Raw genomic sequence first — 24,532 nt, 5'->3', positions numbered from 1 at the left:
AATCTGCGGAAGCCTCTTGAATCACGCTAACCTACGCCCGGCCACAAAATTACACCCCGTCGTTAACCTGAACTCGTTGCCCTGCTCCCCCACACTCCCGCCTTGACGCAAGCGCGAACTCGGCCGCACAATCCCGGTGCAGGCGAAGGGAGGCCAGTCGCCTGCGGGAGGATATACCCATGACGGAAGCGATCAGGCTCTACTGGGGCCGGTTCGGACATGTTTCTATCCTGAATGTCGCGAGCGACTTCGTCACCCATGCCCATGTCGAGGCACATCTCATCATCTGGCTGGAAGGCACCGCCGGCGAGATGACCATCGGCCGCGAGACGGTGCGGCTTGGCCCCAGCACCGCCGCCGGCATCAACTCATTCCAGCCGCACAGCCACGTCCTGTCGCAGAACGGCACGCCGGGCCTGTTCTTGGCCTTCTACATCGATCCCGACTGGGCGCGCCGCCGCCGCGACCTGCCGTCCACCGCGCCGCTGTTCGCACAGGCAGCGATTACGCTCGAACCGTGGCTGCACCAGGCCGCGGCCAGCCTGCTCGACCACTTGACCGACAATGAAAGCGTCGACGACATCGCCAACTACGAGATCGAGCGCTTCATAGACTCCGTGCTCGATGCCGCCGATGCCTCGGCGCCGCACGAGGCGCGCACCCGCGTAAACACCGTGCAGGATTTCCGTGTCCGCAAGGCAATCCAGCTGATGAAGGCCAATGTCTGCGAGCGCATCTCGTTCGACGACGTGGCGCGCAGCGTTGGCCTGTCGCGGCCGCATTTCTTCGCGCTGTTCAAGGAACAGACCAATCTGACGCCCAACGTCTACTGGAACACGCTGCGCATGGAGGAAGCGGTGCGGCAATTGCAGTGGTCGCAGGAGCCTTTGATTTCGGTCGCGTGCAATCTCGGCTTCACCACGCAAGGCAATTTCTCACGCTTCTTCCGCGACCATGTCGGCGTGCCGCCGACGCTTTACCGCGAGGCGGCACGGGCGGTGTCCTGACGGGCCAAGAACCCGCTATTTTCAGATTGCCCGTTATTTTCAGACTGCCCTTATTTTCAGACTGATTGATACACCTCCAAGACGCATTGATAAGCGGCAGAGGCACAACCGGCCTAGCGTCCCACGCAACAAAGTTTGCAAGGGAACGAGCCTATGGCTGATGTCATCATATCCAGCGTCATCGACGCGCCCGTCGAAAAAGTCTGGGAGCGCATCCGCGACTTCAACGGCCTGCCAAGCTGGCATCCGCGCATGGTCGAAAGCCATATCGAGGACGGCAAGGACGCCACCACGATCGGCTGCGTACGCAATTTTCAGCTCGCCAGCGGTGCGCGCCTGCGTGAAAAGCTTCTCGACTTCTCCGATGACGATTTCCTCGTCAGCTATTCCATCCTCGAGACGCCCCAGCCGATCACCAACCATAAGGCGACGCTGCGGCTGCGGCGGGTGACCGATGGAAACCGCACCTATGCCGAATGGAGCGCGAGCTTCGACGCCGCGCCCGAGGAGGCCGACAAGCTGGCCGAGGGCATGGGCGCCAATGTCTTCCAGGGCGGCTTCAACGCCCTGAAAAACCATTTCGCTGGCCAGAGCTGAAGGAGCAGGCCATGGCGCTGGCATTGCAGACTTTCGCAACGGTCAAGGACGCCACCGCGGCGCTGAAAGTCCGGGGGACCCGCTATCTCGGTGGCGGCACCCTCGTCGTGCGCGCGGCCAATGAAGGCGACGTATCGGTCTCCGGCCTTGTCCGCTCGACCGATCCCGCCCTGTCGTCCATCGCCCTAGCCAGCGGCAAGGTCCGCATCGGCGCTTCGGTGACCATGGCTGCGATCGCCGGCCATCCAGACCTCGGCGCTCTTGCCAAGGCAGCGCGCGCCGTCGGCGGCCCGGCGATCCGCAACATGGCGACCGTCGGCGGCAATCTGTTTGTGCCGGCGCCCTATGGCGACTTCGCCGTGGCCTTGCTGGCGCTCGATGCCACGGTCGACACCAGTGACGGCGAATTGCCCATCGAAAGCTTTCTTGCCGGGCGGGACGACAACCATGCCCTCATTACTTCGGTCGGCTTCACGCTTCCCAAGGCCGGCGGCTTCCGCTTCCTGAAAGTGTCGCGGGTCAAACCCAAGGGCGTCTCGGTGCTCAGCATCGCCGCGGTGCTGGAACAGGCTGCCGACGGCACCGTGTCCTCCGCGCGGATCGCGCTGGGCTGCATGGCTGACCGCCCGATGCGCGCCAATGCTGCGGAAAACGCGCTGCTCGGCAGGACGATCGACAGAGACAGCATCGCGGCGGCGCTCGCTGTAGCGGGCGAAGGCACCTCGCCCATCACCGATCCAATCGCCAGCGCCTGGTATCGCGCTGAAGTTCTGCCGGTCCATCTCGGCCGGCTGCTGCTCAGTTAATTTCCGTTGGGGGGCGCGCGTCTGTCCGATCCGTCGGGCAGCGCGCAAGGAGGAAAACATGGCAAAGGTCCCGGTTCAATTCACGCTCAATGGCATGGAAAAGGCCGAGTTCATCGACAGCGGCACGACGCTGCTCAACGCCTTGCGCGACAAGATCGGCGACACCTCGCCAAAGGGCGGCTGCCATCAAGGCACCTGCGGCGCCTGTTCAGTCATCATTGACGGCGAACTGCGGCTGTCCTGCCTGACGCTGGCAGAGACCTGCAATGGCGCCTCCATCACCACGACATCGGGCCTCGCCGAAGGCGGCATCCTGCATCCGCTGCAGCGCGCCTTCCTCGATGCCTTCGCCACGCAATGCGGCTTCTGCACGCCGGGAATGATCATGGCCGCCAAGGTGCTGCTCGACCATACGCCCAACCCCAGCCGCGACGAGGTGGTCGAGGCGCTGTCCGGCAATATCTGCCGCTGCACCGGCTACGAGCCGATCATCCAGGCGGTGCTGACCGCCGCTCGCGCCAACTCGCAGAACGCGGCCTGAGGGAGCAAAAGAATGGAACTGCGCAAGACCTATTTCGCCGATGTGCGCAAGGACGATCTGCACGAAATCGGCCAGCCAAGGCCGCGCTCGGATTCGCCCGGCCACGTCACCGGCAAGACCGCCTATTTCGCCGACCGCAATTTCCCCGGCATGCTGCATCTGAAGATGGTGCGCAGCCCGCACCACCATGCCCGCATCCGTTCCATCGACACGTCGGAAGCCGAAAAACATCCCGGCGTGGTCAAGGTGCTGACGGCGAAGGACGTGCCGCACAATGTCTACACCATCCTGATCCTGATCCAGATCGGCCCAGAGGACGAGACGGTGCTGGCCGACGGCAAGGTGCGCTGGAGGGGCGAGGCCGTGGTGGCGGTGCTGGCCGAGACCGAGCGCGCCGCGCAGGAGGCCGCCGCCAAGGTCAAGGTCGACTACGAAGTGCTGCCGGCCGTCTTCGACATGGAGGAAGCGCTGAAGCCCGGGGCGCCGCTGGTCAACGAGTATCACGGCCAGAACTATTATCTCTATGACAGCGGCGAATGCCGCAAGGTGCGCTTCGGCGATGTCGAGGCGGGCTTCGCCAGCGCCGATCACATCCTCGAACAGAGCTATCAGTCCTCGCCGATCGAGCACGCACCGACCGAGACCACCGGCTGCGTGGTGATGCCCGAGGGCAATGACCGCTTCACCTGCTACACCAACACGCAGGCGATGTTCTTCACCCTCGACAACACCTCGATCATCCTGCAGATGCCGGGCAGCAAGCTGCATTTCGTCGGCGGCACGGTCGGCGGCGGTTTCGGTGGCAAGGTCGATGTCATCGTCGAGCCGATCGCCATCCTTGGCGCGAAACTAACAGGACGACCAGTCTGTTTTATCTACAGCCGCGAAGAGGAGATGCAGATCTCGTCACCCCGCGCGGCCGAAAAGGTCGTCATCAAGGATGGCGTCATGAAGGACGGCCGCATCGTCGCGCGAAAAGTCACCGGCTACACCGACGCCGGCGCCTATTCGCGCCACTCGCCCTATGGCGCCCAGAAGGGCGCGGGGCACTATCCCGGCCCCTACACCATTCCGAACGTCTGGATCGACACCTACTGCGTCTACACCAACCGCACCCCCTCCTCGGCGATGCGTGGCTTCGGCGTCACCATCGGCGACTTCGCGCTGGAGGTGCAGATGGACAAGCTGGCGCGGCTGATCGGCATGGATCCGCTCGAATTCCGCTTCATCAACGCCTATCGCGACGGCGACATGAAGGCGCATCGCCAGCCGACCGAGGGTGCGGCGCTGATCGAGTGCATGCAGGAGGCCTCGCGCGCCGCCAACTGGCCGGTGGCGGAGAAATACCTGGCGATGTCCTCCTACGCGAAGGGAGCTTGAGATGGCGATCAGGCGCGGACGCGGCGTCGCCGCGATCAATTATCCCACGGGCATGAACCTCGGTGGCGACCCGACCCAGGCGCTGGTGCATTCCACGCCGACCGGCAATTTCATGGTAACGCTGTCGTCGGTCGATCTTGGCCAGGGCATGAAGCAGATCATGGCGCAGATCTGCGCCGAGACGATCGGCGTGCCGACCGATCGCGTCGTCGTCGACACCGCCGATACCGACACCGGCCCGCACTGCATGGGCACCTTCGCCTCGCGCGGCACCCACCGCGCCGGCAACGCCGTCATCCAGGCCGCCAGGGAAGCCCGCCAGGTAATGCTGGAAGTGGCGGCCGAGGAGCTGGAAGTGAATGCATCCGACCTCGAGACCGACGGCCAGGGCAACATCCTGGTCAAGGGCGCACCGCAAAGATCGATCTCGATCTTCGATGTCGCGCTGTCGGCGCATTTCAAGCGCGGCCGCTCGATTTCGGGGCGCGGCATGTTCCTCATCCCGCGTTCCTATCCGGAGAAAGAGACCGGCGCGATGAAACCATCGACCTGCTACGCGCATGCCTGCACGGTGGCCGAGGTCGAGGTCGACGACGAGACCGGCGAGGTGACGGTGCTGACGGTGAAGAACGTCTTCGAGATCGGCCGCGCGCTGAACCCGAAAATGGTCGAGCAGCAGCTGGTCGGCGGCTCCTGGATGGGCATCAGCCATGCGCTCTACGAGACGACCGAGCCCTATTATCCCAACCGCGACCATGGGGGGACCGACTTCAACCAATATTTGATGCCGGGTCCCGGCGATCTCGCCGAAACCGAGATCATCGTGCTGGAGCGGCCTTCCGCCGACGGACCCTATGGCGCCAAGGGACCGGGCGAAATGTGCGCCAATCCGCAGATCCCGGCGGTCGCCAATGCCGTCTTCGACGCGGTCGGTGTGCGCATCGACACACTGCCGATCACGCCGGAGCGCATCTTGCGCGCGCTCAAGGCGCAAGCGGCGAACTGAGGACCGAGATGCCGGAGGTGAATGCCGAGACTGTCGCGACGTCGCCGGAGGCGGTGGCGGAGCGCCTCGCTGCGTCACGCTATCTGGCCGACGACAGCCTTTCGACCGCCATCTTCCTGGCCATCCGGCTCGGCAAGCCGCTGCTGCTCGAAGGCGCGCCGGGCGTCGGCAAGACGGAAGCGGCCAAGGCGATCGCCGAACTGCTCGGCCGCGATCTGGTGCGGCTGCAATGCTATGAAGGCATCGACGCCGCGCACGCGCTTTACGAGTGGAACTACCAGCGCCAGTTGCTCGCCATCCGGCACGCCGGCGAGCAGGAGATCGACATCTATGACGACCGTTTCCTCATCGCGCGGCCGCTGTTGCAGGTGCTGAGAGCGCCTGAACAACGCGTGTTGCTGGTAGACGAGATCGACCGTTCCGACCATGAGTTCGAAGCCCTGCTCCTGGAATTCCTCTCCGACTTCCAGATCAGCATTCCCGAGCGCGGCACCATCCGCGCCGCCGCGCAACCGATCGTCATCCTGACCTCGAACCGCACCCGCGAACTCGCCGAGGCGCTCCGCCGCCGCTGCGTCTATCACTGGATCGGCTATCCCGACGCCGAGCGCGAGGCCGCCATCATCATGCTGCGCGCCGGCGATGTCGCCGAGGCCACCGCGCGCGCCGTGGCGTCAGCCGTGCAAACCATTCGCGCGCGCCCGCTGGCCAAGCCGCCGGGCATTGCCGAGGCCGTCGAATGGGCCAATGCGGCGACCATCTTGGAAAAAGGCGGCAGCCCGTGGCCGGAAGCCTTCCGCCGTGCCATCGGCGTGCTGATCAAGGACGAAGAAGACCTGTCCTATATCGCGCCGGAGCTTGGCCGCATCGTCAAGGAGGCGCTGGCGTGAGAGACCTCAGCGACCCCTTCTCCCCGTTCACGGGGAGAAGGTGCCCCGAAGGGGCGGATGAGGGGCAGCGCGACCCTCGAACGTTGGCGCCGCCCCTCACCTGCCTGCCGGCATCCTCTCCCCGTAAACGGGGAGAGGAGAACCTGCCCCGTGCCGCCGCGCCTCTGCTCGGTTTTGGTCAACTGCTGCGCCGCTATGGCTTCGCCGTCGCCCCAGAACAAGTCTCCGGCTTCATGCAGGCAGTGACATTGCTCGGGCCACGCTCGATGGCCGACATCCGCGAGGCCGCCCTTGCCACGCTCGCACCACCCCCCGACCGCCGCGACGAATTCGAAGCGCATTTCCAGAGCCATTTCTATGGCAACACTTCAGCCGTAGTCGAGGACGAGACCGACGAAGAGACCCGCATCAAGGATGATGGCGGCGCCGATGACGAGCGGATCGAAGCGGAGCACAGCCAGGAAGGCGGCGAGCTATCCTCGGCCCGGGAGCAATTGAGCACCCGTGATTTCCATCGCGGCGACGACGGGCTGGCCGCCTTTCGCCGCAAGCTCCCGGGCGCCCTGCCCGCCCGCCGCTCCTTCCGCACCGTGCGCACCCATTCGCGCGGCAAGCTCGACCTGCGCCGGTCGCTCAGGGAAATCGTCGCCGCCGATGGCGACGTCCCCTCGCCGCTGCTGCGCCGCCGCCAGACCGTGCCGCGCAAGCTGCTGCTGCTGATCGACGTCTCCGGCTCGATGAAGCTGCACACGGCCGATTATCTGAAGCTGGCGCACGCCGCCGTGCAGGGCGCGGACCGCGCCGAGATCTTCACCTTCGGCACGCGGCTGACCCGCATCACCACGGCACTGCGCGTCCGCGACCGCGAACAGGCGTTGGCCCGGGCGGCCGCGCAGGTCGACGACTGGGACGGCGGCACGCGCATGGGGCCAACGCTGCTCGCTTTTCTCTCGGTGCCGCGCTTTTCAGCCTTCGCGCGCGGTGCCGCTGTCGTCATCCTCTCGGACGCACTGGAGCGCGGCGATCATGCCGAGTTGCAAACCGCGATGCGCCGGCTGAGCGCCCGCGCGTTCCGGCTGTCGCTGGCGACGCCGCTGGCCGGCGACCCGCGCTTCCGTCCGGCGACGGCGGCACTTCGCGCCATCCTGCCTGACCTCGACGATCTGGTCGACGGCTCGTCGCTTGCCGGCCTCGCCGATTTCATCCTGTCGCTCGCCCGCCCGGCCCCGGCGGCGGCGACAATCTGGAAGAGGGTTTGGTGATGCAGAAGGCAATCGACGCGCATTTCCACATCTGGCGCCAAATGGACCAGCCCTGGCTGGTCGGACCGATGGTGCCGCGCATTTTCGGGCCCTACGAGCCGATCCGCCGCGACTACCCGATCGAAGAGTTCCTCGCCGACCAAGAGGGCTCAGGCGTGGAGAAGGCCGTCTATGTCCAGACCAACTGGGCCAGGGAGGATTTCGAGAAGGAAGTCGCCTTCCTGCAGAAGACCGCCGACGAGACCGGCTGGCCACACGCCATCGTCGGCTATACCGATATGACACTGGACGATATCAGGCCCCAGATCGACCGGCTGAAAAAGTACCCGCTGCTGCGCGGCGTTCGCATGCAGTTGCATTGGCACGAGACGCCGGCCTTCCGCTTCGCCGCCTCGGCCGACCAGGTGGTCGACCCGAAGGTCCGCGCCAATGTTACCAGGCTGAAGGACTACGGCCTGTCCTTCGACCTGCAGCTCTTCCCCGCCCAGATGAAGGACGGGCTGACGCTGGTCGGCGAGAACCCGGAGACGAATTTCATCCTGACTCACGCCGGCATGCTGACCGGCATGGAACCAGAAACCGCCGAAGCCTGGAAGGCAGGCCTGCGCACGCTCTCGGCCGCGCCGAACCTCTACGCGAAACTGTCCGGCCTCGGCACTTTCGTGCACCGCAACGACCCGGCGCTGATCGGCTATATCGTCGATAACGCGATCGACATTCTTGGAGCCGATCACCTGATGTTCGGCTCCAACTTCCCGATCGAGAAACTGTGGACCAGCCACGCCGACCTGATCAAGGCGCACCGGGATGCGGTGGCCAGGCATGGCGCGGCGCCGGAGGCCGATATCTTCTGGAACACGGCGGAGAAAGTTTATCGGCCGGTGTAATTGCGCGCCTTACTTCACCTCGAACTGCGGGTCGACCGGAATCTGCATCGCCGTCACCAGATGGTTCGTCTGCCCCGCCAGCCCGATGATCGACACCAGTTCGCCGTGCTGGGCGTCGGTCATGCCCTTGGCCCGCGCTGCCGCCGTGTGCGAATGGACGCAGTAGGAGCAGCCATTGGCGGTCGACACCGCGATATAGATCATCTCCTTGGTCAGTGGATCGATGGCACTGTCGGCAACCATCACCGTCTTCAGCTGTTCCCACACCCGCTTCAGCGCCGCGGGATCATTGGCCAGCCCACGCCAGAAATTGTTGACGAAATCGGATTTGCGCGTCGTGCGGATGTCGTCGAACACCGCCTTCACGGCCGGATTTTTTTCGACCTCGGCATCACTCAGAAGTTTTGTGGTGGCCATGATCTGGTCCTTTCGTTGGTCGTGTGAATTGAATCAGGTGTTGAGCAATCGCGGTTAATCCGTTCGCCTGATTCAGTTTTTACAGGTCGGCGCCTCTAGCTTCGTCATCCCTGGGCGAAGCAGGAGCGAAGCTCCGTCGCGGAGCCCCTGGGATCCTTGTGACCTCGGCCGAAAGGTGCAACGGAGCAGAATTGCGTACCGCAGCAACGCTTTGATGTCGCGGCATGGATCCTGGGGTCTGCGCCGCGTCGCTTCGCTCCTTGCTCCGCCCCAGGATGACGAATGGACTGAGGTTTTCGGCACTTACCAACGTATGGCACCGCCAAGCATCGCCCAGCACCCCTAATGCACCGCCGCGTACATGATCTTCTCCTCCGTCGCCTCCGCCGGTGAAAACTCCTCGACGATGCGGCCCTGGCGACAGACGAGAATGCGGTCGGAAAGGTTCATGATCTCTGGCAGGTAGGACGAGATGACGACGACGGCGAGGCCCTCGTCGGCCAGGCGGTTGATGATCTGGTGGATCTCGGCGATCGCGCCGACATCGACGCCGCGCGTCGGTTCGTCGAAGATGACGATGCGCGGCCTCTGCACCAGCCCCTTGCCGATCACCACCTTCTGCTGATTGCCGCCGGACAACTCCACCACGCGCGCATTGCCGTTGATCGCCTTGATGTTCAGCGTCTTGGTCCATTCGGCCGACAGCGCGCGCATCTCCTGCTGGTTGATTACCCAGGCGCTTTCCCGGCCCGCGGCCAAGAGACCGCCGAACAGGTTCTCGGCAACGCCCATGGTCTCGAAAATGCCCTCGCTCTTGCGATCCTCGGTGACGTAGACGATGCCGTCGGCCACCGCTTCGCTGGGTACGAGATAGCGAACCGGCCGGTCGTCCAGCTCGATCGCCCCGCCGCGCAGGAAATCGCGTTTGTAGATGCCGGACACGATCTTGAAGGTCTCGGTGCGGCCGGAGCCGATCAGCCCGAACACGCCGGTGATCTGGCCTTCGAAGATCGAGAACGAAGTGTTGCGCACGACATTGCTCATGGAAATGTCCTGCACCGACAGCACCTTCTTGCCGGCTTTGCGCAGCTTGGCCTCGTCGCGCTGGCGGTAGATCTGCCCCGACAGCGTGCGCCCAACCATGGCGGCGACGATCCTGTCGCGATCGAAGGCCGACGTGTCGTCGGTGATGACCAGTTCGCCGTCACGCAAAATGGTGATGCGGTCGGCAATCATCAGCGCCTCTTCCAGTGCGTGGCTGATGAAGACGATCGACACGCCGCTCGCCTTCAGCCTCCGGACCAGCGCGAAGAAATGCCGCTTCTCCTCCGGCGTCAGCGTCGCCGTCGGCTCGTCGAAGATGATGATCTCGGCATTATGGTGGACGGCGCGCGCGATCTCGACCATCTGCCGCTTGGCCGCGCCCAGAGTAGCCACCATGGCGTTGGGATCGACGGGAAAGTTCAGCGATTGCAGAAACTGCTGTGCCGAAATGTAGGTGCCGCGCAGCCGGTTGAGGAACTTTTCGGTGCCGAGATAGAGGTTCTGCGCCACCGTCATCGACGGCACCAGGCTGGTCTCCTGGAACACCATGGCAATGCCCGCGTCGAGCGCCGCATGCGGCGAGGCGTAGGCGATTTCTTGCCCTTTATGGAACATCTTGCCGGATGTGGCGTCGACGACACCGGCGATGACCTTGGTCAGCGTCGATTTGCCGGCGCCATTCTCGCCGAGCAGCGCGTGGATTTCGCCCTTGCGCAATTCGAAGCTGACGTTCTTGACGGCAGGTACGCCGCGGTAGGTCTTGGTGACGTTTTCCAGACGAACGATCGGTTCCATCAGAAACCTCCCGACACGAGATCGACAGCCAGCACGCAGTCGCCGCCCCTCGACGCGATGAACAGCTGGCCGTCCTTCTCGGCCACGCTGCAGATGCCGTGACGCGTGCCGTTGGCGCGGCTGTGCAGGCTGAATTGCGGCTGCATGTTCTGGTCGAGCCTGACCACCAATCCGTAGGAGCGGCTCGGCGACCATGGCTTGTGAATGCCCATGGTGCGGATGCCGCCGCATTGCAGCGGCTCGAGGAAGCTGCGGCTGGAGGCCAAGGTCGGCGCGATCCAGTAGGCGGGCGGGACCTGGTCGATCATATCTAGCCGGTAATGCGTCTCCTGCAGCACGAACTCGATCAGCCGGTTGCGCGGCGCGAACAAGGTCAGCCATGCGCCGCCGTCGTCGCCGGAAGGCGACAGCCGCGCCGGATAGCCGGGCAGATGCGTCAGCACTGTCGAGCGATTGCCGGTCGCGCCGTCGAACCGCACCAGCTGATGGCGCCAGCTCTCGCTCACCAGCACATCCCCGCCGACGGGATGGAGCCCGTAGGGGAAGGCGATATCGCCGGCCACCTTGCGGAAATCGCCGCCTGCCGCGTCCCGCTTCCAAAGCGATCCGGACGCGCCCTTCTTCATCAAATCGGCGGCCCATTGCGACGGCGCATGCTCGGCCGAACCATTGGCCAGCCACAGCGTGCCGTCACTGGCATAGGCAAGTGCGGTGATGCAGCCGATACCGGCCGGCAACAGGACTTCGCTGCCGCCGATCAGCAGCTTGCCGCTTTCCAGCCCAACCGTCAGTTCGCCCGACGGCGAGCTGGCCAACGCCGTGACGGGAGACGGAAAAGTGTCCACAATCTCAGGCTCGGTTCCGGCGCCAAGCGAATAGATGGCGTTGCCGCTGGAGGCGAGCAGCCTGTCACCCGAGACGACCAGATTGTCCGGTTCGGTCAAACCGGCAAACGCAAGCGCGTCGTCCAGCAGCGTGTTGGGCCGGAAGGCGCCGTCCAATGGCGGGATGGTGACGGCCTTGCCGCGAAACATGTCCAGGATCGGATCGAGGATCATGGCTTCGCTCCCCAATAGGAAGCCGGGCTGGTCCAGTTGGGGTCGGCGCCCGAAATCCTGTAGCGGCCGACGCGGTTATTGAGAATGCCGCCGACGAACAGAAAGCCCTTGTGCTCGCGCATCGAGGTGACCATCGGATGCGCGCCGCCGGTGAGGTCGCCCATCGCTTCGACGATGCCGCCCTTCTCCGTGAATTTCACCACGCCGCCGGTGTTGATGTTGGGGAACAGCCATTCGTCCTGCGGCAGGCGGCGCGTCATGCGCTTGCGCATGTCGGGGTGGCGCAGCGACAGGTCGAAGCTCGGCGTGCGCATGCCGAGCCACGCCATCCAGTAATTGCCGTCGGACGCCCGGTTGATGTTGTCGGGATAGCCCGGCATGTCGCGGATGACGCATTCGGCGATGCCCGCCTTCGGCCCTTCCAGCCAGTAGCGATGCACGCGGCAGGCCCAGCTTTCGGCGAAGAACAGCGACTTGCCGTCATGCGCCATGCAGACACCATTGGTGTAGCGGTAGCCGTCGAGCAGCGTCCTGGTCGAGCCGTCCTTCGGATCGTAGACCAGCAGCCGGCCGGTGGCGCGGTTCTCGATCGAGTCCAGCGCCCAATCGTGGGCGTCATAGCGCTTGGTCGAGTCGGTGAAATAGATGCGGCCGTCGGGGGCGATGTCGCAGTCATTGGGATCGCGCAGCCGCGCATCGTCGACGATCGAGGTCCAGGAGCGCGACGTCTCGGCGGACAGGCGTTTCACCTCGCGATCCGGCGACACGGAATAGAGCCCCATGGCGCCGACGCAACTGATCAGATTGCCCGATTTGTCGAAGGCAAGGCCGAGCGGAAAGCCGCCAATATGGGCAAACACTTCCGACCTGGCGTAGTCGGGCGCGAAGAAGCGGACGATCTCGCCGTGACGCGTGCCGCAATAGAGATTGTCGTCGCGGTCGAGGATGACATCCTCCGGTCCTTCCAACTCACCGAGCCCGATATGATCGGCGGCCGACAAGCGGTTGTCGAGTTCGTAGGGTGTGCCGGAACCCGGCACGGCCGACTGCGTTGCGCCCATCTTGAGATAGACCGGCGCGACATAGACCTCGTTCAGCACCTTGTGGCGGTTCTTCAGCCAGCGGATGTCGATGGTCACCGCGACCGCCAGCATGATGCCGAGCACCATCTGGTTGGTGCCGGTGCCGTAGCCCAGCCGGATCAGCCCGTTGGTCATGGTCAGGACGATGATGGCGCCCATCAGTCCCTTGATCACCGAACCGCGCCCGCCGCCGAGGCTGACGCCGCCGACCACCGCCGCCGTCAGCGCCATGATCTCGAGGTTGAGGCCTGTACCCGGCCCTGCGCCGCTCAGCCGGCAGGCGATCAGGAAGCCGCCGATCGAGGCGCAGAAGCCGGAGAAGACATAGGTCATGAACACGGTTCGGCGCACGCGGATGCCGGCATTGTGGGCCGAGCGCCGGGAGCCGCCGACCGCCAGCACATGCCAGCCCGGCCGCGAACGCGTCAGCGCGACATGGGTGACGACGGCGAGGATGATCGCCAGCCAGACGGAGACGGAGAGCCCCCAGAAAGTGCTGTCGCCGATGAAGTCGAGCACATCCGATGTGGCTGTCGAAAGCTGCACATCGGCCGCATAAGTGGTGACCAGGATGTCGAACAGCGCCCGCCCGAAGATGAAGGTGACCAACGTGGTGAGAAAGGCGCGCAGCCTGAGATACCCGACGAGATAGCCGTTGACGGCGCCGAAGACGAGGCCGGTGGCAAGCGAAGCGGCCAGCGCCAGCCATATCGACTGTTCGAGGATGAAGAAGACGTAGACGGCGGAAAAACAGGACAGCGCGAAGATCGAGCCGACAGACAGGTCGATGCCGCCGCCCAGCATCACCACCGTCATGCCGGTGACCACCATCGAGAACTCGCCAAGCTGCCGGGTCGATTCCTGCAGCGACGTCAGCTTGAAGAAGCCAGGAATGATCGAGCCGAAGGTCGTCAACGTCGCCACCAGCGCCAGGAACGGAATGGCATTGTCGGTCCAGCGCTTGGTCAGGATCTCGCCGACGAGATGGTCGGGCACGAGATTGTAGCGCCAGGACTGGAGGCGTTCGCGAAAGGACATCGGCTGCTGTTCCGAGAAGAGAGAAAAAAGGGCAGAGCTATCGTTTCAGGGCAATTCCCAACCTCGGCGCCGCCCCTCATCCGCCTGCCGGCACCTTCTCCCCGTATAGTGACGGGGAGAAGGGTGAAGCTCCAGCGCCGACGCCCCTCTCCCCGTCACTATACGGGGAGAGGGTAAGGGTGAGGGGCAGCGCCGAGGTTGGAAGATTGCCAACCCGGCCGCCACTATCGGGCGCAAGCGCGCAGCTTACTTCGCCGCAGCTTCGGCCTGCAGCGCCTTCAGGTCCCAGCAGCTGTCGGGCTTGAGGTCGGCCTTGGTCGTCGCCTTCTCCAGCGTGTAGATGTAGGTGTGCGACGTGCCGGCCGGCTGGCCGCTCTGCAGCAGGAACTTGATGATGGCGTTCATGTCACCCGACTGGCGGGCAAGGTCGGTCATGACAACGGCGCCATAGGTGCCGTCGGCCAGCTTGTCGCAGTCGGCCGCCTTCTCGCCGCCGCCGGTGGTGACGAGAAAAACCTTGCCGTCGAGCTTGGCATCGCGGATCGCGGCCGAAGCGCCGGTGGCGTCGCCATCCCAGAAATCGATGATCGAGCAGATGTCCGGATTCTGCTGCAGCATCGTCGTCGTCACATTGCGCGAAGTCGTCGCGTCCCAGTTGGAGTCCGGCTTGGCCACCACCTTGAAGTCGGGATGCTTGTCCAGCACCTTCATGATGCCGGCATACTGGTAAAGGCTGGAAGAGTTCGCCTGGTCGCCCTGCACCAGGCCGATCTTCTTCGACGAGTTTTCACCGCAGCCCTTGATCGCAGCTTCGGCCTCTAATTGGCCAAGCCGATCCCAGTCGCTGCCGACAAAGGCGTCGGCGGGGAAATTGGCGGGATTGTCGACCAGCAGCACATAGGTGCCGGCGGCCTGCGCCTTCTTCATCAGCTTGGAATAGGAGTTGAGATCAGGCGCATGGATGATCAGCACATCGGGCCTTGTGTCCGAGGAGATCGCGTCGGTGATCGCCTGCGCGCCGGCGTCGACGACCCAGTTCGGGTCGCGCGTCTCGAACACGCCGCCCCAGGCTTCGACTTCCGTCTTCAGAAAGTGCGCCCAGCCCTGTGCCAGGTCGAAGCCCATCGCCAGCGGCACCAGCATCACGCGCTTCCCCTTGAGCGCCTGCGCATAGGCGGCCGGGCCTGGATCGTCGGCGGCGAAGCTCGGCGCCACGAAGGCCGTGACGGCAAGCGCCGTCGCGGCGGCCATCAATGTTCTGATCAGTTTCATGTCACGTCCTCTGGTTGGTCGTTGTTATCCGCGGCCGGCCCCAACCGTCCGCTTGGTTAAGTCTTCCTGTTTGAGCATGATCTTTTCCGAAAACCGGTTTCCACTTTTCGGGATCATGCTCTAGATATCGCCCTGCTGGGCGGTCTGCTCGTCGCGTGGATTGATGATGCCGTCAACGATGATCGCCCCCAGCAGGATCGCCGCCTTGATCAGGTTCTGGTAGAGCAGCGGAATGTCGATGATGGTCATGGCGTTCAGGAGAATGCCGATCAGCGCCGCACCCACCAGCACGTTGCGCACCCCGCCTCGCCCGCCGGACAGGCCGATGCCGCCGATCACCGCGACCAGCACGATGTCGTAGAGCAGCGTCGAATTGACGACCCGGGTGTTGATCGAATGCAGGCTGGCCGCCGTCAGCAGGCCGGCAATCAGCGCCACGAAAGCCGAGAGCACATAACGCAGCACCAGCATCGGCCGCACCGGGATGCCGATGTTACGGGCGGCAACCGGATTGTCGCCGGCGAAATAGATGTAGCGGCCCCATTTCGTGTAGCGCAGGAACAGGAAAAACAGGAAGGCGAGGCCCGCGAAGACGAACACCTCGATGGGGATGTCGAGAAAACGCAGGCCGCCGAGCAGTTCCACCCAATGGCCCTGCGGCACCGGCACGGCATCCTGCGTGATCAGTTGCGAGCGCACATAGCCGAAGACGAAGGAGCCCGTCGCCAGCGTCACGAAGATCGCCGGCACGTCGGCATAGGCTACGAGAAAGCCGTTGAGCAGGCCAATGGCGAGCACGCCGGCCAGCACATAGACGAAGGCCAGCCCGTCCGAGGTTCCGGTGTTGAGCAGTTGCAGATACCAGGCAACCGACATCGCCATGATCGCCACCGCCGACAGGTCGATGCCGCGGCCGATGATGACGACCGCCATGCCGAGCGCCAGTATGCCCAGCACCGACACCGAGCGCACGATTGCGACGAGATTGTTGGGATCGATGAAGCCCGGCAGGCCTATTGCCGCGGCAATGAACAGCACGACCGCTATGGCAAAGACAATGCCTTCCTGATTCAGGCTCCTGAAATTCGGCCAGCCAATCGCGTTCATGTCTGCTTTCGCCCCGATGGCAGCGCTGCCATCCCGAAAACGAAAGCTAATCGGCTCGATGCCGGCTCGTCAAATGAATCCGCTTTCAGGTGGCCGGGTTCATGGCGATATTTATCGAGTGGACGCATCGAATGCCCAGACTGGCGCAACGCCCGGAAACTCCTGCGCTTTTGGCATTTGATTGCGCCATTGAAGCGTCGCGCGAAAGCGCCGCCCCGATGCTAAGGAACAAGGCGGAATTTATCTCCGCTTCAGATCGAGAAATCCGATTTCAATTCCCAGGCGCGTGGCCTGAAACCTCGGCGCCGGCTCCGGGCGGCAGCACGAGAAAGCGCAATGCCGCCACCAGGCCGATGGCACCGATCGCCAGGAAGGCTACTCGAAAATCGACGAGACCGAGCGCCGTCCCGCCCCTGGCGATCTGCGACAAATTGAGGATCGCCGCAGCCACCGCGACCCCGAACAGCATCGCCACCTGCTGGAGCATGCTGGACAGCGTCGCCGCCGAGCTGCGCTGAGCCGCGCCGATATCGGCGAAAGCCAGCGTGTTGAGCGCGGTGAACTGCATCGAGCGCGACAGGCCGGCGATCAGCATCAGCCCGATCACCAGCGCTTGCGGCGTCTGCGGCGAGATGGCCGCGCAGGCAGCGATCGATGCCGAGGCGACCAGGCCGTTGACGACCATGACCGAGCGAAAACCGAAGCGCCGCAGCGTCGGCGTGGTCACGGTCTTCATGCCGAGATTGCCGAGGAAATAGGCAAGGATCATCATACCCGCATCGATCGGGCTGAGCCCGAAGCCGACCTGGAACAGCAGCGGCAACAGGAACGGCGTGGCGTTGATGGCCACCCGGAAAATGGTGCCGGCCGCGAGCGTCGAGATGGCGAAGGTCTGCACCTTGAATGACGAGAGGTCGAGCAGCGGATGCGGCGCGCGCCCGAGATGCCGTACCGCCAGCCAGCCGATGACGATGCCCGCCGCGACCAGGGCCACCGTCGGCAAGGCGCCGTCGTCGGGATGCGCGATGCGTTCGAGGCCGTAGAGCAGGCAGGTCAGCCCCAGCGACGTCAGGAAGAACCCTGGCCAGTCGAGCGGCTTCGGCTCGGCCTCGCGGTCGCCCGGAATGAAGCGGGCGACGAGCGCCAGCCCGACCAGTCCAAGCGGGATGTTGATGAAGAAATTCCAGTGCCAGGACAGAGCGGTGGTGATGAAGCCGCCAAGCACCGGCCCGACGACCGGCGCGAACAGCGCCGGCCAGGTGATCAGCGCGGTGGCGTTGAGAAGCTCGGATTTCGGCGCGTTGCGCAAGACGAGAATGCGCCCGACCGGCGTCATCAGCGCGCTGCCCAGGCCCTGCACGGCGCGCGCCGCGACGAATTGAGTGAGATTCTGCGAAAGCCGCAGGCGAGCGAGGCCAGCGTGAACAGCGCGATCGCCACCAGGAAGATGTTGCGCGCGCCGAAACGGTCGGCGAGCCAACCGGACAGCGGCACGAACACCGCCATGGTCAGCATGTAGACGGTGATGCCGATGCTCATCGCCACCGCCGGCACGCCGAACGAAGCGCCCATCTGCGGCAGCGAGGTCGAGATGATCGTCGAATCCAGCAACTGCATGAAGAAGGCGATGGCCACGATCAGCGCCACGCGCCGTGCCTGGCGCGCCGGCGTCGTCAATGATTGGGGCGAGGCTTCGTTTTCGGGAATGGCTGTCATGCGGGGAATTGGCGTGAAAACTTTCCGTACGGCCGGCATGGGACAATTGTCCGGCAAATCGATGGCGCACCGGTTTGAACAGCATTCGGGCGTTGGCGTCCACAGCCCGGCGAACAAACTTTCGCGATTATCTGCCTGGAGGCGTTAGAGAGACAGCGCGGCGGCGAGCGGCGGCTGATCACCCCTCGAGCCGATGGCTGCCGAACAAGCGGTGACTTGCGCGGCGGCTTGACGCTGGCGCCGCATTCGCCGGTGGAAATTGGCAGCCGGCCCTAGCCCCGGCCGACCTTGTCCAGGAACAGGCGTAGCTCCGCCGGATCCATGTGCACGACATGCCGGTCCTCGGGATAGGCCAGGCTGTTGACGTCGGCGACGTACTCTGAGAAAGCGGCGATGCGCTCGGCCTGCAAACGATCATATTCGGCGGCGAAATTGCGATAGACCTTGGAGTGCCGGGGCATGTGGCCGCGGTTCTGGCCGAGTATATCGTCGGCGAAGAGGTATTGCGCGTCGCACCCTGTGCCCGCCCCCATCGACAGCATGATCAGCGAGGTGCGCTCCGAGATCGCCTTGGCCACCTCGACCGGCACCACCTCGATCTCGGCGCCGACGGCGCCGGCGGCCTCCAGCTGCTTGACCGCCTCGAACACCTGCATGGCGGTATCGGCGGTCTTGCCGACTGCCTTGAAGCCGCCGGTCCAGGTGGCGCGGGATGGAATGAGCCCGACATGGCCGATGACAGGGATAGCGTCGTCCGCCATGCGCTTGATGGTGGCATAGCCGGCGCTGCAATAGACCGCGTCGGCGCTTGCCTTGTAGAGCCGGAAGGCCCAGCGCACGAAATCGTCCGCCGTGCCGATCTCGAAGAAGTTCTCGCCCGGCATGGTGAACAGGCTGGGCGCTGCGTCGCGATATTGCGGATTGAGCACCAGCTCGGGCGGCACCGACACGATGTCGACTCCTGCCCGTTCGGCCGCCTCGGCCTCGTCCATAGTCAGCACGCGCAGCATGGTCAGCTGACGCTTGCCTTTCATGGCGCGCAGATCGGCGACGGTCGGTCTCTTTCGGCTCATCGAACTCTCTTCCTTCGTTGCTCGGGTGGGCGGCTGCTCAGCCGATCTCGATCATCACCTTGCCAGCTTCGATCCGCACTGGATAGGTGGCGAGGTTGACGCAGACCGGCGCGCCCTTGGCCTGGCCGGTCTTGTAGTTGAAGCGGCCATTGTGCTTGGGGCACTCGATGATGTCGTCCATCACCAGCCCGTCGGCCAGATGCGCCTTTTCATGCGTGCAGTAGCCGTCGGTGGCGAAAAACTCGTCGTCCGGGCTGCGATAGATGGCGAAGGTTCGTCCGCCATGGTCGAAGCGGATGACATCCTCTTCCTCGACATCGTCCACGGTGCACGCTTCGACCCAATCGGCCATTTCAGTCTCCTCGCAATTGTAGCCCGCGGCCGGGGCAAACTATTCGGCCGCCGCCGACATATCGACCTGGTGGAATTCGCCGCGATAGGGCTTGGCCGTCGGCGGCAATTCGCGCTTGAGGTAATAATCCTCGTATTTCAGCTGCCTGAGCAGGACCGGCCAGACCTCGCGATAGGCGTGCCAGATCGACGGGTTCGGCTCTGGCAGATCGTGCTTGATCAATTCGTGCAGCCTGGGCAGCGCGTGATAGGGCACCATCGGGAACATGTGGTGCTCCACATGATAGTTCATGTTCCAGTAGATGAACCGGCTGATCGGGTTCATGTAGACGGTGCGGGTGTTGAGCCGGTGGTCGACGACATTGTCGGCCAACCCGATATGCTGCAGCAGGCCGGTCATCACCATGTGCCAGGTGCCGTAGAGCCGAGGCAGCCCGATCAGTACAAGCGGCAGCCACGACCGCGTGTAGAGCGCCAGCGCGACCGTCGCGACATAGATGGCGATATGCCAGCGGGCCGTGACCACCGCCTTCCCCTGCTCCATCTCGGGAATGTAGCTCTTCTCGTCGTCCGACAGTCTGCCGAATGCCTGGCGCACCAGTGTCGGCAGCGAATAGCGAAAATCGAGGATGCCGGTGAACGCGAGTGCCGCCTTCAAGAGGTCGGGCGGCCGCATGACGGCGATCTCGGCGTCGCGGCCGACGATGATCGTGTCGGTGTGATGGCGGGCATGGCTCCAGCGCCATTGCACGGGATTGCGCATCAGCATGAACGACGCGATGTGATAGACGACGTCGTTCATCCAGCGGGTGCGGAAAGCCGTGCCGTGGCCGCATTCGTGCCAGCGCGAGTCGCTGGACGAGCCGTAGAGAACGCCATAGACGAACAGGAACGGCACCACCCACCATGTGCCCCAGAACCAGGCGATGCCGGCGGCCGAGCCCAGTATCAAGGCGATCCAGACGATGCTGTCGCGGATCGCCGGCCCGTCGGAACGCTGCATCAGTTCCTTTATCGCCTTGCGCGAGACATCGGTGTGATACCATTCCGCCGAGGCCAGGCCGGTCTCGATCGCAAGGCGGGTGCTTTCGCCGACCAGGCTGTAGTCGCGCTTTTTGCCCATCACATCGACCTCCGGTTTCCGGCCTGCCAGCCGGAGCATTCATTTCGCATCATGCCCTGCCCGCCAATCTCGGGAAATTCCCCGATGGCCTGGGATAATCCTGCTGCGGCTGCCTGGCGATCGACGCGATCCTGTTTTCCGCGGCAGCGATGTCGCCGGCGCCGTCCAGCACGCGAAACATCGCATCGTAGGCGCGGCTTTCGCCATGCTCCAGCCAGATCATCTCGCCGCGCTCGCGCGCCGCGCGATTGCCGAGCACATGATGCGTCGACGGCTCGATACCCATTGCATATTGGCCGGCCTGGAAATTCTGCCACTGATAGGCGCAAGGCAATTGATCCTTGCGGGTAATCACCTCGAAGCCGAGGCCGAGGCGGTCGTTGACGACGGCCACCGGCACCGCGCCCGCCGCGTCGGCGCCGAGCTCGTGCTGCCAGACCTGCTCGCTGAACCCAAGTTGCGGCGCCGGCGCGGTGCGGTAGCCGACCTTCTGCGCCTCGTAGCGCTCGCCGGCATGCGCCGCCCACACCACGTCGCGGATCGGCGCCAGATAGCGCGAACCCTCGTCGAGCAAGGGATGGCTGACATTGACGTGGTAGAAATACATGTGCGGCGTGCGGTTGAAGCCGTGGTTGACGACACGGTCCGACAGCCGGATCTCGTTGCTCCCGACATCGGCCTCGATCCTGCGGATGAGATGCAGGTCCTCGCCGAACACCGTCGCCTGCTGGACGATGGCCTCGGCCCATAGCACGCAGCGGTCGCCGTCCCAGCTCTCGCCATAGCCGGTCAGCCGCGCCGGAATGGTGCCGATGCGGCCATGCAGCGAATGGACTACGGTCGTCTTGCCAGGATAGTTGTAGCTCTCGGCCGGCACTTCTTCCCGGCCCAATATGTGGTCGAGGCCGCAGGTCACCAGCAGGCCGGAGAACGACCGGCCCCAGCCCATCCCGCCTTCCCCCTCATACTCATGCAGCCCCGGGTGGCGAAAACCGCTCGGCGAATGCCAACCGATCGCCTGGCCCCTGAAATCGCAATCGGCAATGTCGAGCGCACGGTCGACGAGGGCCGTGAAGCGCAGGCCCGAACCGGTGCGGAACTCCAGCATGCGGATGCCGCGCTCTACCCCGTCGCCGAGCGTCATCAGCCGCACGCCGGCGAATTGCGACAGCATGCCGGAACGCTCCGCCACTTGCCTTCGCGACAGCGTCTTGCCGTAAAGCTCTACCATGCGACGTCCTTCACTTTGCCCTCGCCTCCTTGAGCAGGGCCGACATGTCGGCGCCGGTGATGATGCTTTCCACGGTCAAAAGGTCGGTGTCGGCAACCGTCTGTTCGGCGACGATTTCGCCGCGACGCATGACGATGATGCGGTCGGCGACCTGGAATACATGGTGGATATTGTGGGTGATGAGCAGCACCGAATGGCCGGCGTCGCGCACCTCCTTGACGAAGCGCAGCACGCCATGGGTCTCCTCGACGCCGAGATTGTTGGTCGGCTCGTCGAGGATGATCACCTTGGCGGCAAACTGCATGGCGCGCGAAATCGCGATCGACTGGCGCTCGCCGCCCGACAGCGTCGAGACCAACGCGTCGGCGTCGAGTTTCTTCGATATGCCGACACGCTTCAGCAGCTCCGACGCGGCATTGCGCAGTTTGGCGAGATCGAGCGGCGCGAACACGCCCAGCCATCCGAAATTGACCGGCTCGCGGCCAAGGAAAAGATTGCGCGCGATGCTGAGATCCGGCGCCAGCGACGTGTCCTGGTGGATGGTCTCGATGCCGAGGTCCATCGCGTCGCGTGTCGAGCGGATCGAAACCTTCTCGCCGCGAACGTAGATATCGCCGCGGTCGACGGGAAACACGCCGGAGATCGCCTTGATCAGCGTCGATTTGCCGGCGCCGTTGTCGCCGAGCAGTGCCACCACCTCGCCCTCGTTGAGGGTAAAGGAGGCGTTCTTCAGCGCGCGCACGCTGCCGAAGGATTTTTGCAGGTTTTGCAGCCGAAGCACTTCCATCGTCAGCTCCTTGCGGCGTTCTTCTGCAGCAGAGCGTGCAGGATGAGCATGGCGAGGATGATCACGCCGACGAAGATGTTGTAGGCCAGGCCCGGCACGCCGATCAGCACGATGCCGTTGCGGATGGCGCGCAGCATCAGCGCGCCGACGATGGTGCCGAGGATGGTGCCCCGCCCGCCGGTCAGCGCCGTGCCGCCGACCACAACCATGGCGATCACTTCCAACTCGTAGCCGGTGCCGGCCACCGGCGAAGCGGCCGAGATGCGAAACGCGCTGATCATGCCGGCAAGGCCGGCCAGCACCGAGGTCGCGATGAACAGCCAGATCTTGACGGCATCGGCCGGCACGCCGCGCGCCACCGCCGCGTTGCGATTGCTGCCGATGGCGCTGATCCAATTGCCGAGCTTGGCATAGCGCAGGACGTAGATCGCAAGCAGCGACAGGCCGATGAACCACCAGAGCGAGGTGTAGAAGCGGAACGAGCCGACATTGAAACTGCCCGCCAGCAGCGTCACGAAAAAGCCGGGCTGGTCCCAGGATTTCAGCGGAAAGCCCTGCGTGATGTAGAGCGCTGCCCCGCGCACGACGAGCAGCATCGACAGCGTGACCAGGAACGAGGAGATGCCGATCTTGGTGACGATCAGCCCGTTGATCGCTCCGATCGCGATGCACAGCAGCAGCCCGGCCAGAAGCGCGACGCCGATATCCACGCCGCCATTCTGCGCCAGAAGCATCACCACCACCGGCGCCAGTCCGAACACCGCGCCAACGGAAAGGTCGAACTCGCCCGCCGTCAAAAGCAGCGTCATGCCGAGCGCGATGATGCCGAGCTCGGGCAGGAAAGCCATCATGTTGGAGATGTTGAGCGGCGACAGGAAATTGGCGTCGGCGACCGCGAATACCGCCAGCAGGATGATGAGGATGATGAAGGAAGAAAATTGTGGAGAGCGCATCAGGGCGGACCTGCCCTTTGCTCCCGGCGCATCGTCTTCTGCTGTGATTGCCATGACTGTCTGAACCATGCGTTTCATGCGGCGCCCGCCATCTCGCAGGCGGGCACCGCTTCACATCACTTGTCGTAGAGTTTCAGGATCGGCTCGACGCTCGAGGCGTCGTAGAGGCCGAACGTATGGATGTCGTAGCCGATCGGCTCGCCCGAGGCGGCAAGCCCGAGCAGCGCGACCGGCATGAAGCCTTGCGCCGACGGATATTGCCAGGCGGCCGCGTTGACGAAGCCAGACTTGACCGCCTCGGCGGTCTCCTTGGAATTGCCCCAGCCGACGACCGGTATCTTGCCTGCCGGCACGCCGGCGCCGTCGAACACCCGCTTGACGCTGGCCGCGACGGAATCGCCAAGTGCGATGATCGCCGGCGGATTGTTGGCCACCATATAGTCGGTCATCTTGGCGATGATGCCGGCCGGATCGGTGCCGCAATCGACGACGTCGTATTTGATGCCGAGCGGATCGAAGACGCTGGCGATGCCCTCGGTCTCCAACTGCTGGTAGCTGGCACCGGGAACCTCGACCGGCAGGAACACCTTGTCGCCCTGCTTCACCATTTTGTGGTCGACCAGATACTTGGCCCAGACGACGCCGGCCTCCTTGAGATCGGCGCCGACATAAGCCTGGCGGCCGGTCGCCGGATCGTCGGTGTTGAAGAACACGATCGGGATGCCGGCGGCCTTGGCAGCCTTCACCTCCTCGGTCCACAGGCCGGGCTGCGCCGAAGTGGTGGCGATGCCGTCGGGCTTGGCGGCGAGCGCCGAATTGAAGGCCTCCTTCTGCGCCGCCATGTCGCCGCCGCTGAAGGAGATCTTGCAGGTCACCTTGAGCTGGTCGCAGGCTTTTGTCGCACCCGCATTCCAGTCGATCCAGAACGCATCCGACGGACCGCCATGCGACAGCAGATAGAAGGTCTTCTGGCCATCCTGCGCCTGGGCGGCCGAACCAAGCGCCACGCCGGCGAGCACTGTCGCGGCGGCCGCCAATTTCCAAGCGAATTTCAACATTCTTTCCTCCCTTGCTTCGGGCCGCGCCGCCGCGAGCCGGCGGCGCGGAGT

Annotated in this window: 22 protein-coding genes and 1 pseudogene; 9 read left to right on the top strand and 14 right to left on the bottom strand. The window is 64.3% G+C overall.

Going from position 1 to position 24,532, the window contains the following annotated elements; all coding sequences use genetic code 11:
- Window positions 1-179: 179 nt before the first annotated feature.
- From NKJ26_RS19945 to NKJ26_RS19905, 9 genes are all read left to right on the top strand, one after another.
- On the top strand, window positions 180-1,007 hold the full coding sequence (locus tag NKJ26_RS19945; protein ID WP_352696624.1) for a helix-turn-helix domain-containing protein: 828 nt from the start codon (window positions 180-182) through the stop codon (window positions 1,005-1,007).
- A gap of 153 nt (window positions 1,008-1,160) precedes the next feature.
- Window positions 1,161-1,604: an SRPBCC family protein gene (locus NKJ26_RS19940; RefSeq protein ID WP_352696623.1), complete on the top strand. Its 444-nt coding sequence runs from the start codon at window positions 1,161-1,163 to the stop codon at window positions 1,602-1,604.
- A gap of 11 nt (window positions 1,605-1,615) precedes the next feature.
- The gene (locus NKJ26_RS19935) at window positions 1,616-2,410 is read left to right on the top strand and encodes an FAD binding domain-containing protein (RefSeq protein ID WP_352696622.1); all 795 of its coding nucleotides are present in this window, start codon (window positions 1,616-1,618) and stop codon (window positions 2,408-2,410) included.
- Window positions 2,411-2,438: 28 nt separating this feature from the next.
- Window positions 2,439-2,951 carry a (2Fe-2S)-binding protein gene (locus NKJ26_RS19930; protein WP_352696633.1) on the top strand — a complete coding sequence of 171 codons (513 nt, stop codon included), beginning with the start codon at window positions 2,439-2,441 and terminating at the stop codon, window positions 2,949-2,951.
- Between the two features lie 12 nt (window positions 2,952-2,963).
- Window positions 2,964-4,331 carry a xanthine dehydrogenase family protein molybdopterin-binding subunit gene (locus tag NKJ26_RS19925; RefSeq protein WP_352696621.1) on the top strand — a complete coding sequence of 456 codons (1,368 nt, stop codon included), beginning with the start codon at window positions 2,964-2,966 and terminating at the stop codon, window positions 4,329-4,331.
- Between the two features lies 1 nt (window position 4,332).
- Window positions 4,333-5,337, top strand: a complete 1,005-nt coding sequence (locus NKJ26_RS19920; protein ID WP_015317098.1) for a xanthine dehydrogenase family protein molybdopterin-binding subunit — start codon at window positions 4,333-4,335, stop codon at window positions 5,335-5,337.
- An 8-nt stretch (window positions 5,338-5,345) separates the two neighbouring features.
- The gene (locus NKJ26_RS19915) at window positions 5,346-6,227 is read left to right on the top strand and encodes an AAA family ATPase (RefSeq protein ID WP_352696620.1); all 882 of its coding nucleotides are present in this window, start codon (window positions 5,346-5,348) and stop codon (window positions 6,225-6,227) included.
- Between the two features lie 83 nt (window positions 6,228-6,310).
- Window positions 6,311-7,489: a vWA domain-containing protein gene (locus tag NKJ26_RS19910; protein WP_502903141.1), complete on the top strand. Its 1,179-nt coding sequence runs from the start codon at window positions 6,311-6,313 to the stop codon at window positions 7,487-7,489.
- On the top strand, window positions 7,489-8,376 hold the full coding sequence (locus NKJ26_RS19905) for an amidohydrolase family protein (RefSeq protein WP_352696631.1): 888 nt from the start codon (window positions 7,489-7,491) through the stop codon (window positions 8,374-8,376). The genes NKJ26_RS19910 and NKJ26_RS19905 overlap by 1 nt, the downstream gene beginning before the upstream one ends.
- 9 nt (window positions 8,377-8,385) lie before the next feature.
- On the opposite strand, the gene NKJ26_RS19900 is transcribed toward NKJ26_RS19905, so the two are convergent.
- From NKJ26_RS19900 to NKJ26_RS19835, 14 genes and pseudogenes are all read right to left on the bottom strand, one after another.
- Window positions 8,386-8,793, bottom strand: a complete 408-nt coding sequence (locus NKJ26_RS19900) for a carboxymuconolactone decarboxylase family protein (RefSeq protein ID WP_352696619.1) — start codon at window positions 8,791-8,793, stop codon at window positions 8,386-8,388.
- Between the two features lie 342 nt (window positions 8,794-9,135).
- On the bottom strand, window positions 9,136-10,632 hold the full coding sequence (locus tag NKJ26_RS19895; RefSeq protein WP_352696618.1) for a sugar ABC transporter ATP-binding protein: 1,497 nt from the start codon (window positions 10,630-10,632) through the stop codon (window positions 9,136-9,138).
- Window positions 10,632-11,690, bottom strand: coding sequence for an NHL repeat-containing protein (locus NKJ26_RS19890; protein ID WP_352696617.1), 1,059 nt, complete (start codon window positions 11,688-11,690; stop codon window positions 10,632-10,634). Before NKJ26_RS19890 ends, NKJ26_RS19895 begins: the two co-directional genes overlap by 1 nt.
- Window positions 11,687-13,810 carry an ABC transporter permease gene (locus tag NKJ26_RS19885; protein ID WP_352696616.1) on the bottom strand — a complete coding sequence of 708 codons (2,124 nt, stop codon included), beginning with the start codon at window positions 13,808-13,810 and terminating at the stop codon, window positions 11,687-11,689. Before NKJ26_RS19885 ends, NKJ26_RS19890 begins: the two co-directional genes overlap by 4 nt.
- A 246-nt stretch (window positions 13,811-14,056) precedes the next feature.
- Window positions 14,057-15,082 (bottom strand): sugar ABC transporter substrate-binding protein, encoded by a 1,026-nt coding sequence (locus NKJ26_RS19880; protein ID WP_352696615.1) that lies wholly within the window; start codon window positions 15,080-15,082, stop codon window positions 14,057-14,059.
- Between the two features lie 120 nt (window positions 15,083-15,202).
- Window positions 15,203-16,189, bottom strand: a complete 987-nt coding sequence (locus NKJ26_RS19875; RefSeq protein ID WP_352600682.1) for an ABC transporter permease — start codon at window positions 16,187-16,189, stop codon at window positions 15,203-15,205.
- A gap of 271 nt (window positions 16,190-16,460) precedes the next feature.
- Window positions 16,461-17,905 (bottom strand): annotated as a pseudogene (locus NKJ26_RS19870) (DHA2 family efflux MFS transporter permease subunit).
- A 272-nt stretch (window positions 17,906-18,177) separates the two neighbouring features.
- Window positions 18,178-18,978 carry a 3-methyl-2-oxobutanoate hydroxymethyltransferase gene (locus NKJ26_RS19865; protein ID WP_352696614.1) on the bottom strand — a complete coding sequence of 267 codons (801 nt, stop codon included), beginning with the start codon at window positions 18,976-18,978 and terminating at the stop codon, window positions 18,178-18,180.
- A gap of 37 nt (window positions 18,979-19,015) precedes the next feature.
- Window positions 19,016-19,330 (bottom strand): MocE family 2Fe-2S type ferredoxin, encoded by a 315-nt coding sequence (locus NKJ26_RS19860; RefSeq protein ID WP_027025340.1) that lies wholly within the window; start codon window positions 19,328-19,330, stop codon window positions 19,016-19,018.
- A gap of 39 nt (window positions 19,331-19,369) precedes the next feature.
- Window positions 19,370-20,452 (bottom strand): fatty acid desaturase family protein, encoded by a 1,083-nt coding sequence (locus NKJ26_RS19855; protein WP_352696613.1) that lies wholly within the window; start codon window positions 20,450-20,452, stop codon window positions 19,370-19,372.
- A 49-nt stretch (window positions 20,453-20,501) separates the two neighbouring features.
- On the bottom strand, window positions 20,502-21,683 hold the full coding sequence (locus tag NKJ26_RS19850) for an aldose 1-epimerase family protein (protein WP_352696612.1): 1,182 nt from the start codon (window positions 21,681-21,683) through the stop codon (window positions 20,502-20,504).
- Window positions 21,684-21,693: 10 nt separating this feature from the next.
- On the bottom strand, window positions 21,694-22,476 hold the full coding sequence (locus tag NKJ26_RS19845) for an ATP-binding cassette domain-containing protein (protein WP_352600863.1): 783 nt from the start codon (window positions 22,474-22,476) through the stop codon (window positions 21,694-21,696).
- Window positions 22,473-23,477, bottom strand: coding sequence for an ABC transporter permease (locus NKJ26_RS19840; RefSeq protein WP_352696611.1), 1,005 nt, complete (start codon window positions 23,475-23,477; stop codon window positions 22,473-22,475). Before NKJ26_RS19840 ends, NKJ26_RS19845 begins: the two co-directional genes overlap by 4 nt.
- 62 nt (window positions 23,478-23,539) lie before the next feature.
- Window positions 23,540-24,481, bottom strand: a complete 942-nt coding sequence (locus NKJ26_RS19835) for a sugar ABC transporter substrate-binding protein (RefSeq protein WP_027025335.1) — start codon at window positions 24,479-24,481, stop codon at window positions 23,540-23,542.
- Window positions 24,482-24,532 lie beyond the last annotated feature (51 nt).

Source organism: Mesorhizobium sp. M0152 (assembly GCF_040322415.1).
Lineage (GTDB): Bacteria > Pseudomonadota > Alphaproteobacteria > Rhizobiales > Rhizobiaceae > Mesorhizobium.
Note: the sequence above shows the minus strand (reverse complement) of the source record. Positions and strands in the feature narration are given on the sequence as shown.

Bases quoted from the DNA above. Each gene is read 5' to 3' on its own strand.
- NKJ26_RS19945 (WP_352696624.1), top strand. From the start codon at position 180: ATGACGGAAGCGATCAGGCTCTACTGGGGCCGGTTCGGACATGTTTCT.
- NKJ26_RS19940 (WP_352696623.1), top strand. From the start codon at position 1,161: ATGGCTGATGTCATCATATCCAGCGTCATCGACGCGCCCGTCGAAAAA.
- NKJ26_RS19935 (WP_352696622.1), top strand. From the start codon at position 1,616: ATGGCGCTGGCATTGCAGACTTTCGCAACGGTCAAGGACGCCACCGCG.
- NKJ26_RS19925 (WP_352696621.1), top strand. From the start codon at position 2,964: ATGGAACTGCGCAAGACCTATTTCGCCGATGTGCGCAAGGACGATCTG.
- NKJ26_RS19920 (WP_015317098.1), top strand. From the start codon at position 4,333: ATGGCGATCAGGCGCGGACGCGGCGTCGCCGCGATCAATTATCCCACG.
- NKJ26_RS19915 (WP_352696620.1), top strand. From the start codon at position 5,346: ATGCCGGAGGTGAATGCCGAGACTGTCGCGACGTCGCCGGAGGCGGTG.
- NKJ26_RS19905 (WP_352696631.1), top strand. From the start codon at position 7,489: ATGCAGAAGGCAATCGACGCGCATTTCCACATCTGGCGCCAAATGGAC.
- NKJ26_RS19900 (WP_352696619.1), bottom strand. From the start codon at position 8,793: ATGGCCACCACAAAACTTCTGAGTGATGCCGAGGTCGAAAAAAATCCG.
- NKJ26_RS19895 (WP_352696618.1), bottom strand. From the start codon at position 10,632: ATGGAACCGATCGTTCGTCTGGAAAACGTCACCAAGACCTACCGCGGC.
- NKJ26_RS19890 (WP_352696617.1), bottom strand. From the start codon at position 11,690: ATGATCCTCGATCCGATCCTGGACATGTTTCGCGGCAAGGCCGTCACC.
- NKJ26_RS19885 (WP_352696616.1), bottom strand. From the start codon at position 13,810: ATGTCCTTTCGCGAACGCCTCCAGTCCTGGCGCTACAATCTCGTGCCC.
- NKJ26_RS19880 (WP_352696615.1), bottom strand. From the start codon at position 15,082: ATGAAACTGATCAGAACATTGATGGCCGCCGCGACGGCGCTTGCCGTC.
- NKJ26_RS19875 (WP_352600682.1), bottom strand. From the start codon at position 16,189: ATGAACGCGATTGGCTGGCCGAATTTCAGGAGCCTGAATCAGGAAGGC.
- NKJ26_RS19865 (WP_352696614.1), bottom strand. From the start codon at position 18,978: ATGAGCCGAAAGAGACCGACCGTCGCCGATCTGCGCGCCATGAAAGGC.
- NKJ26_RS19860 (WP_027025340.1), bottom strand. From the start codon at position 19,330: ATGGCCGATTGGGTCGAAGCGTGCACCGTGGACGATGTCGAGGAAGAG.
- NKJ26_RS19855 (WP_352696613.1), bottom strand. From the start codon at position 20,452: ATGGGCAAAAAGCGCGACTACAGCCTGGTCGGCGAAAGCACCCGCCTT.
- NKJ26_RS19850 (WP_352696612.1), bottom strand. From the start codon at position 21,683: ATGGTAGAGCTTTACGGCAAGACGCTGTCGCGAAGGCAAGTGGCGGAG.
- NKJ26_RS19840 (WP_352696611.1), bottom strand. From the start codon at position 23,477: ATGGCAATCACAGCAGAAGACGATGCGCCGGGAGCAAAGGGCAGGTCC.
- NKJ26_RS19835 (WP_027025335.1), bottom strand. From the start codon at position 24,481: ATGTTGAAATTCGCTTGGAAATTGGCGGCCGCCGCGACAGTGCTCGCC.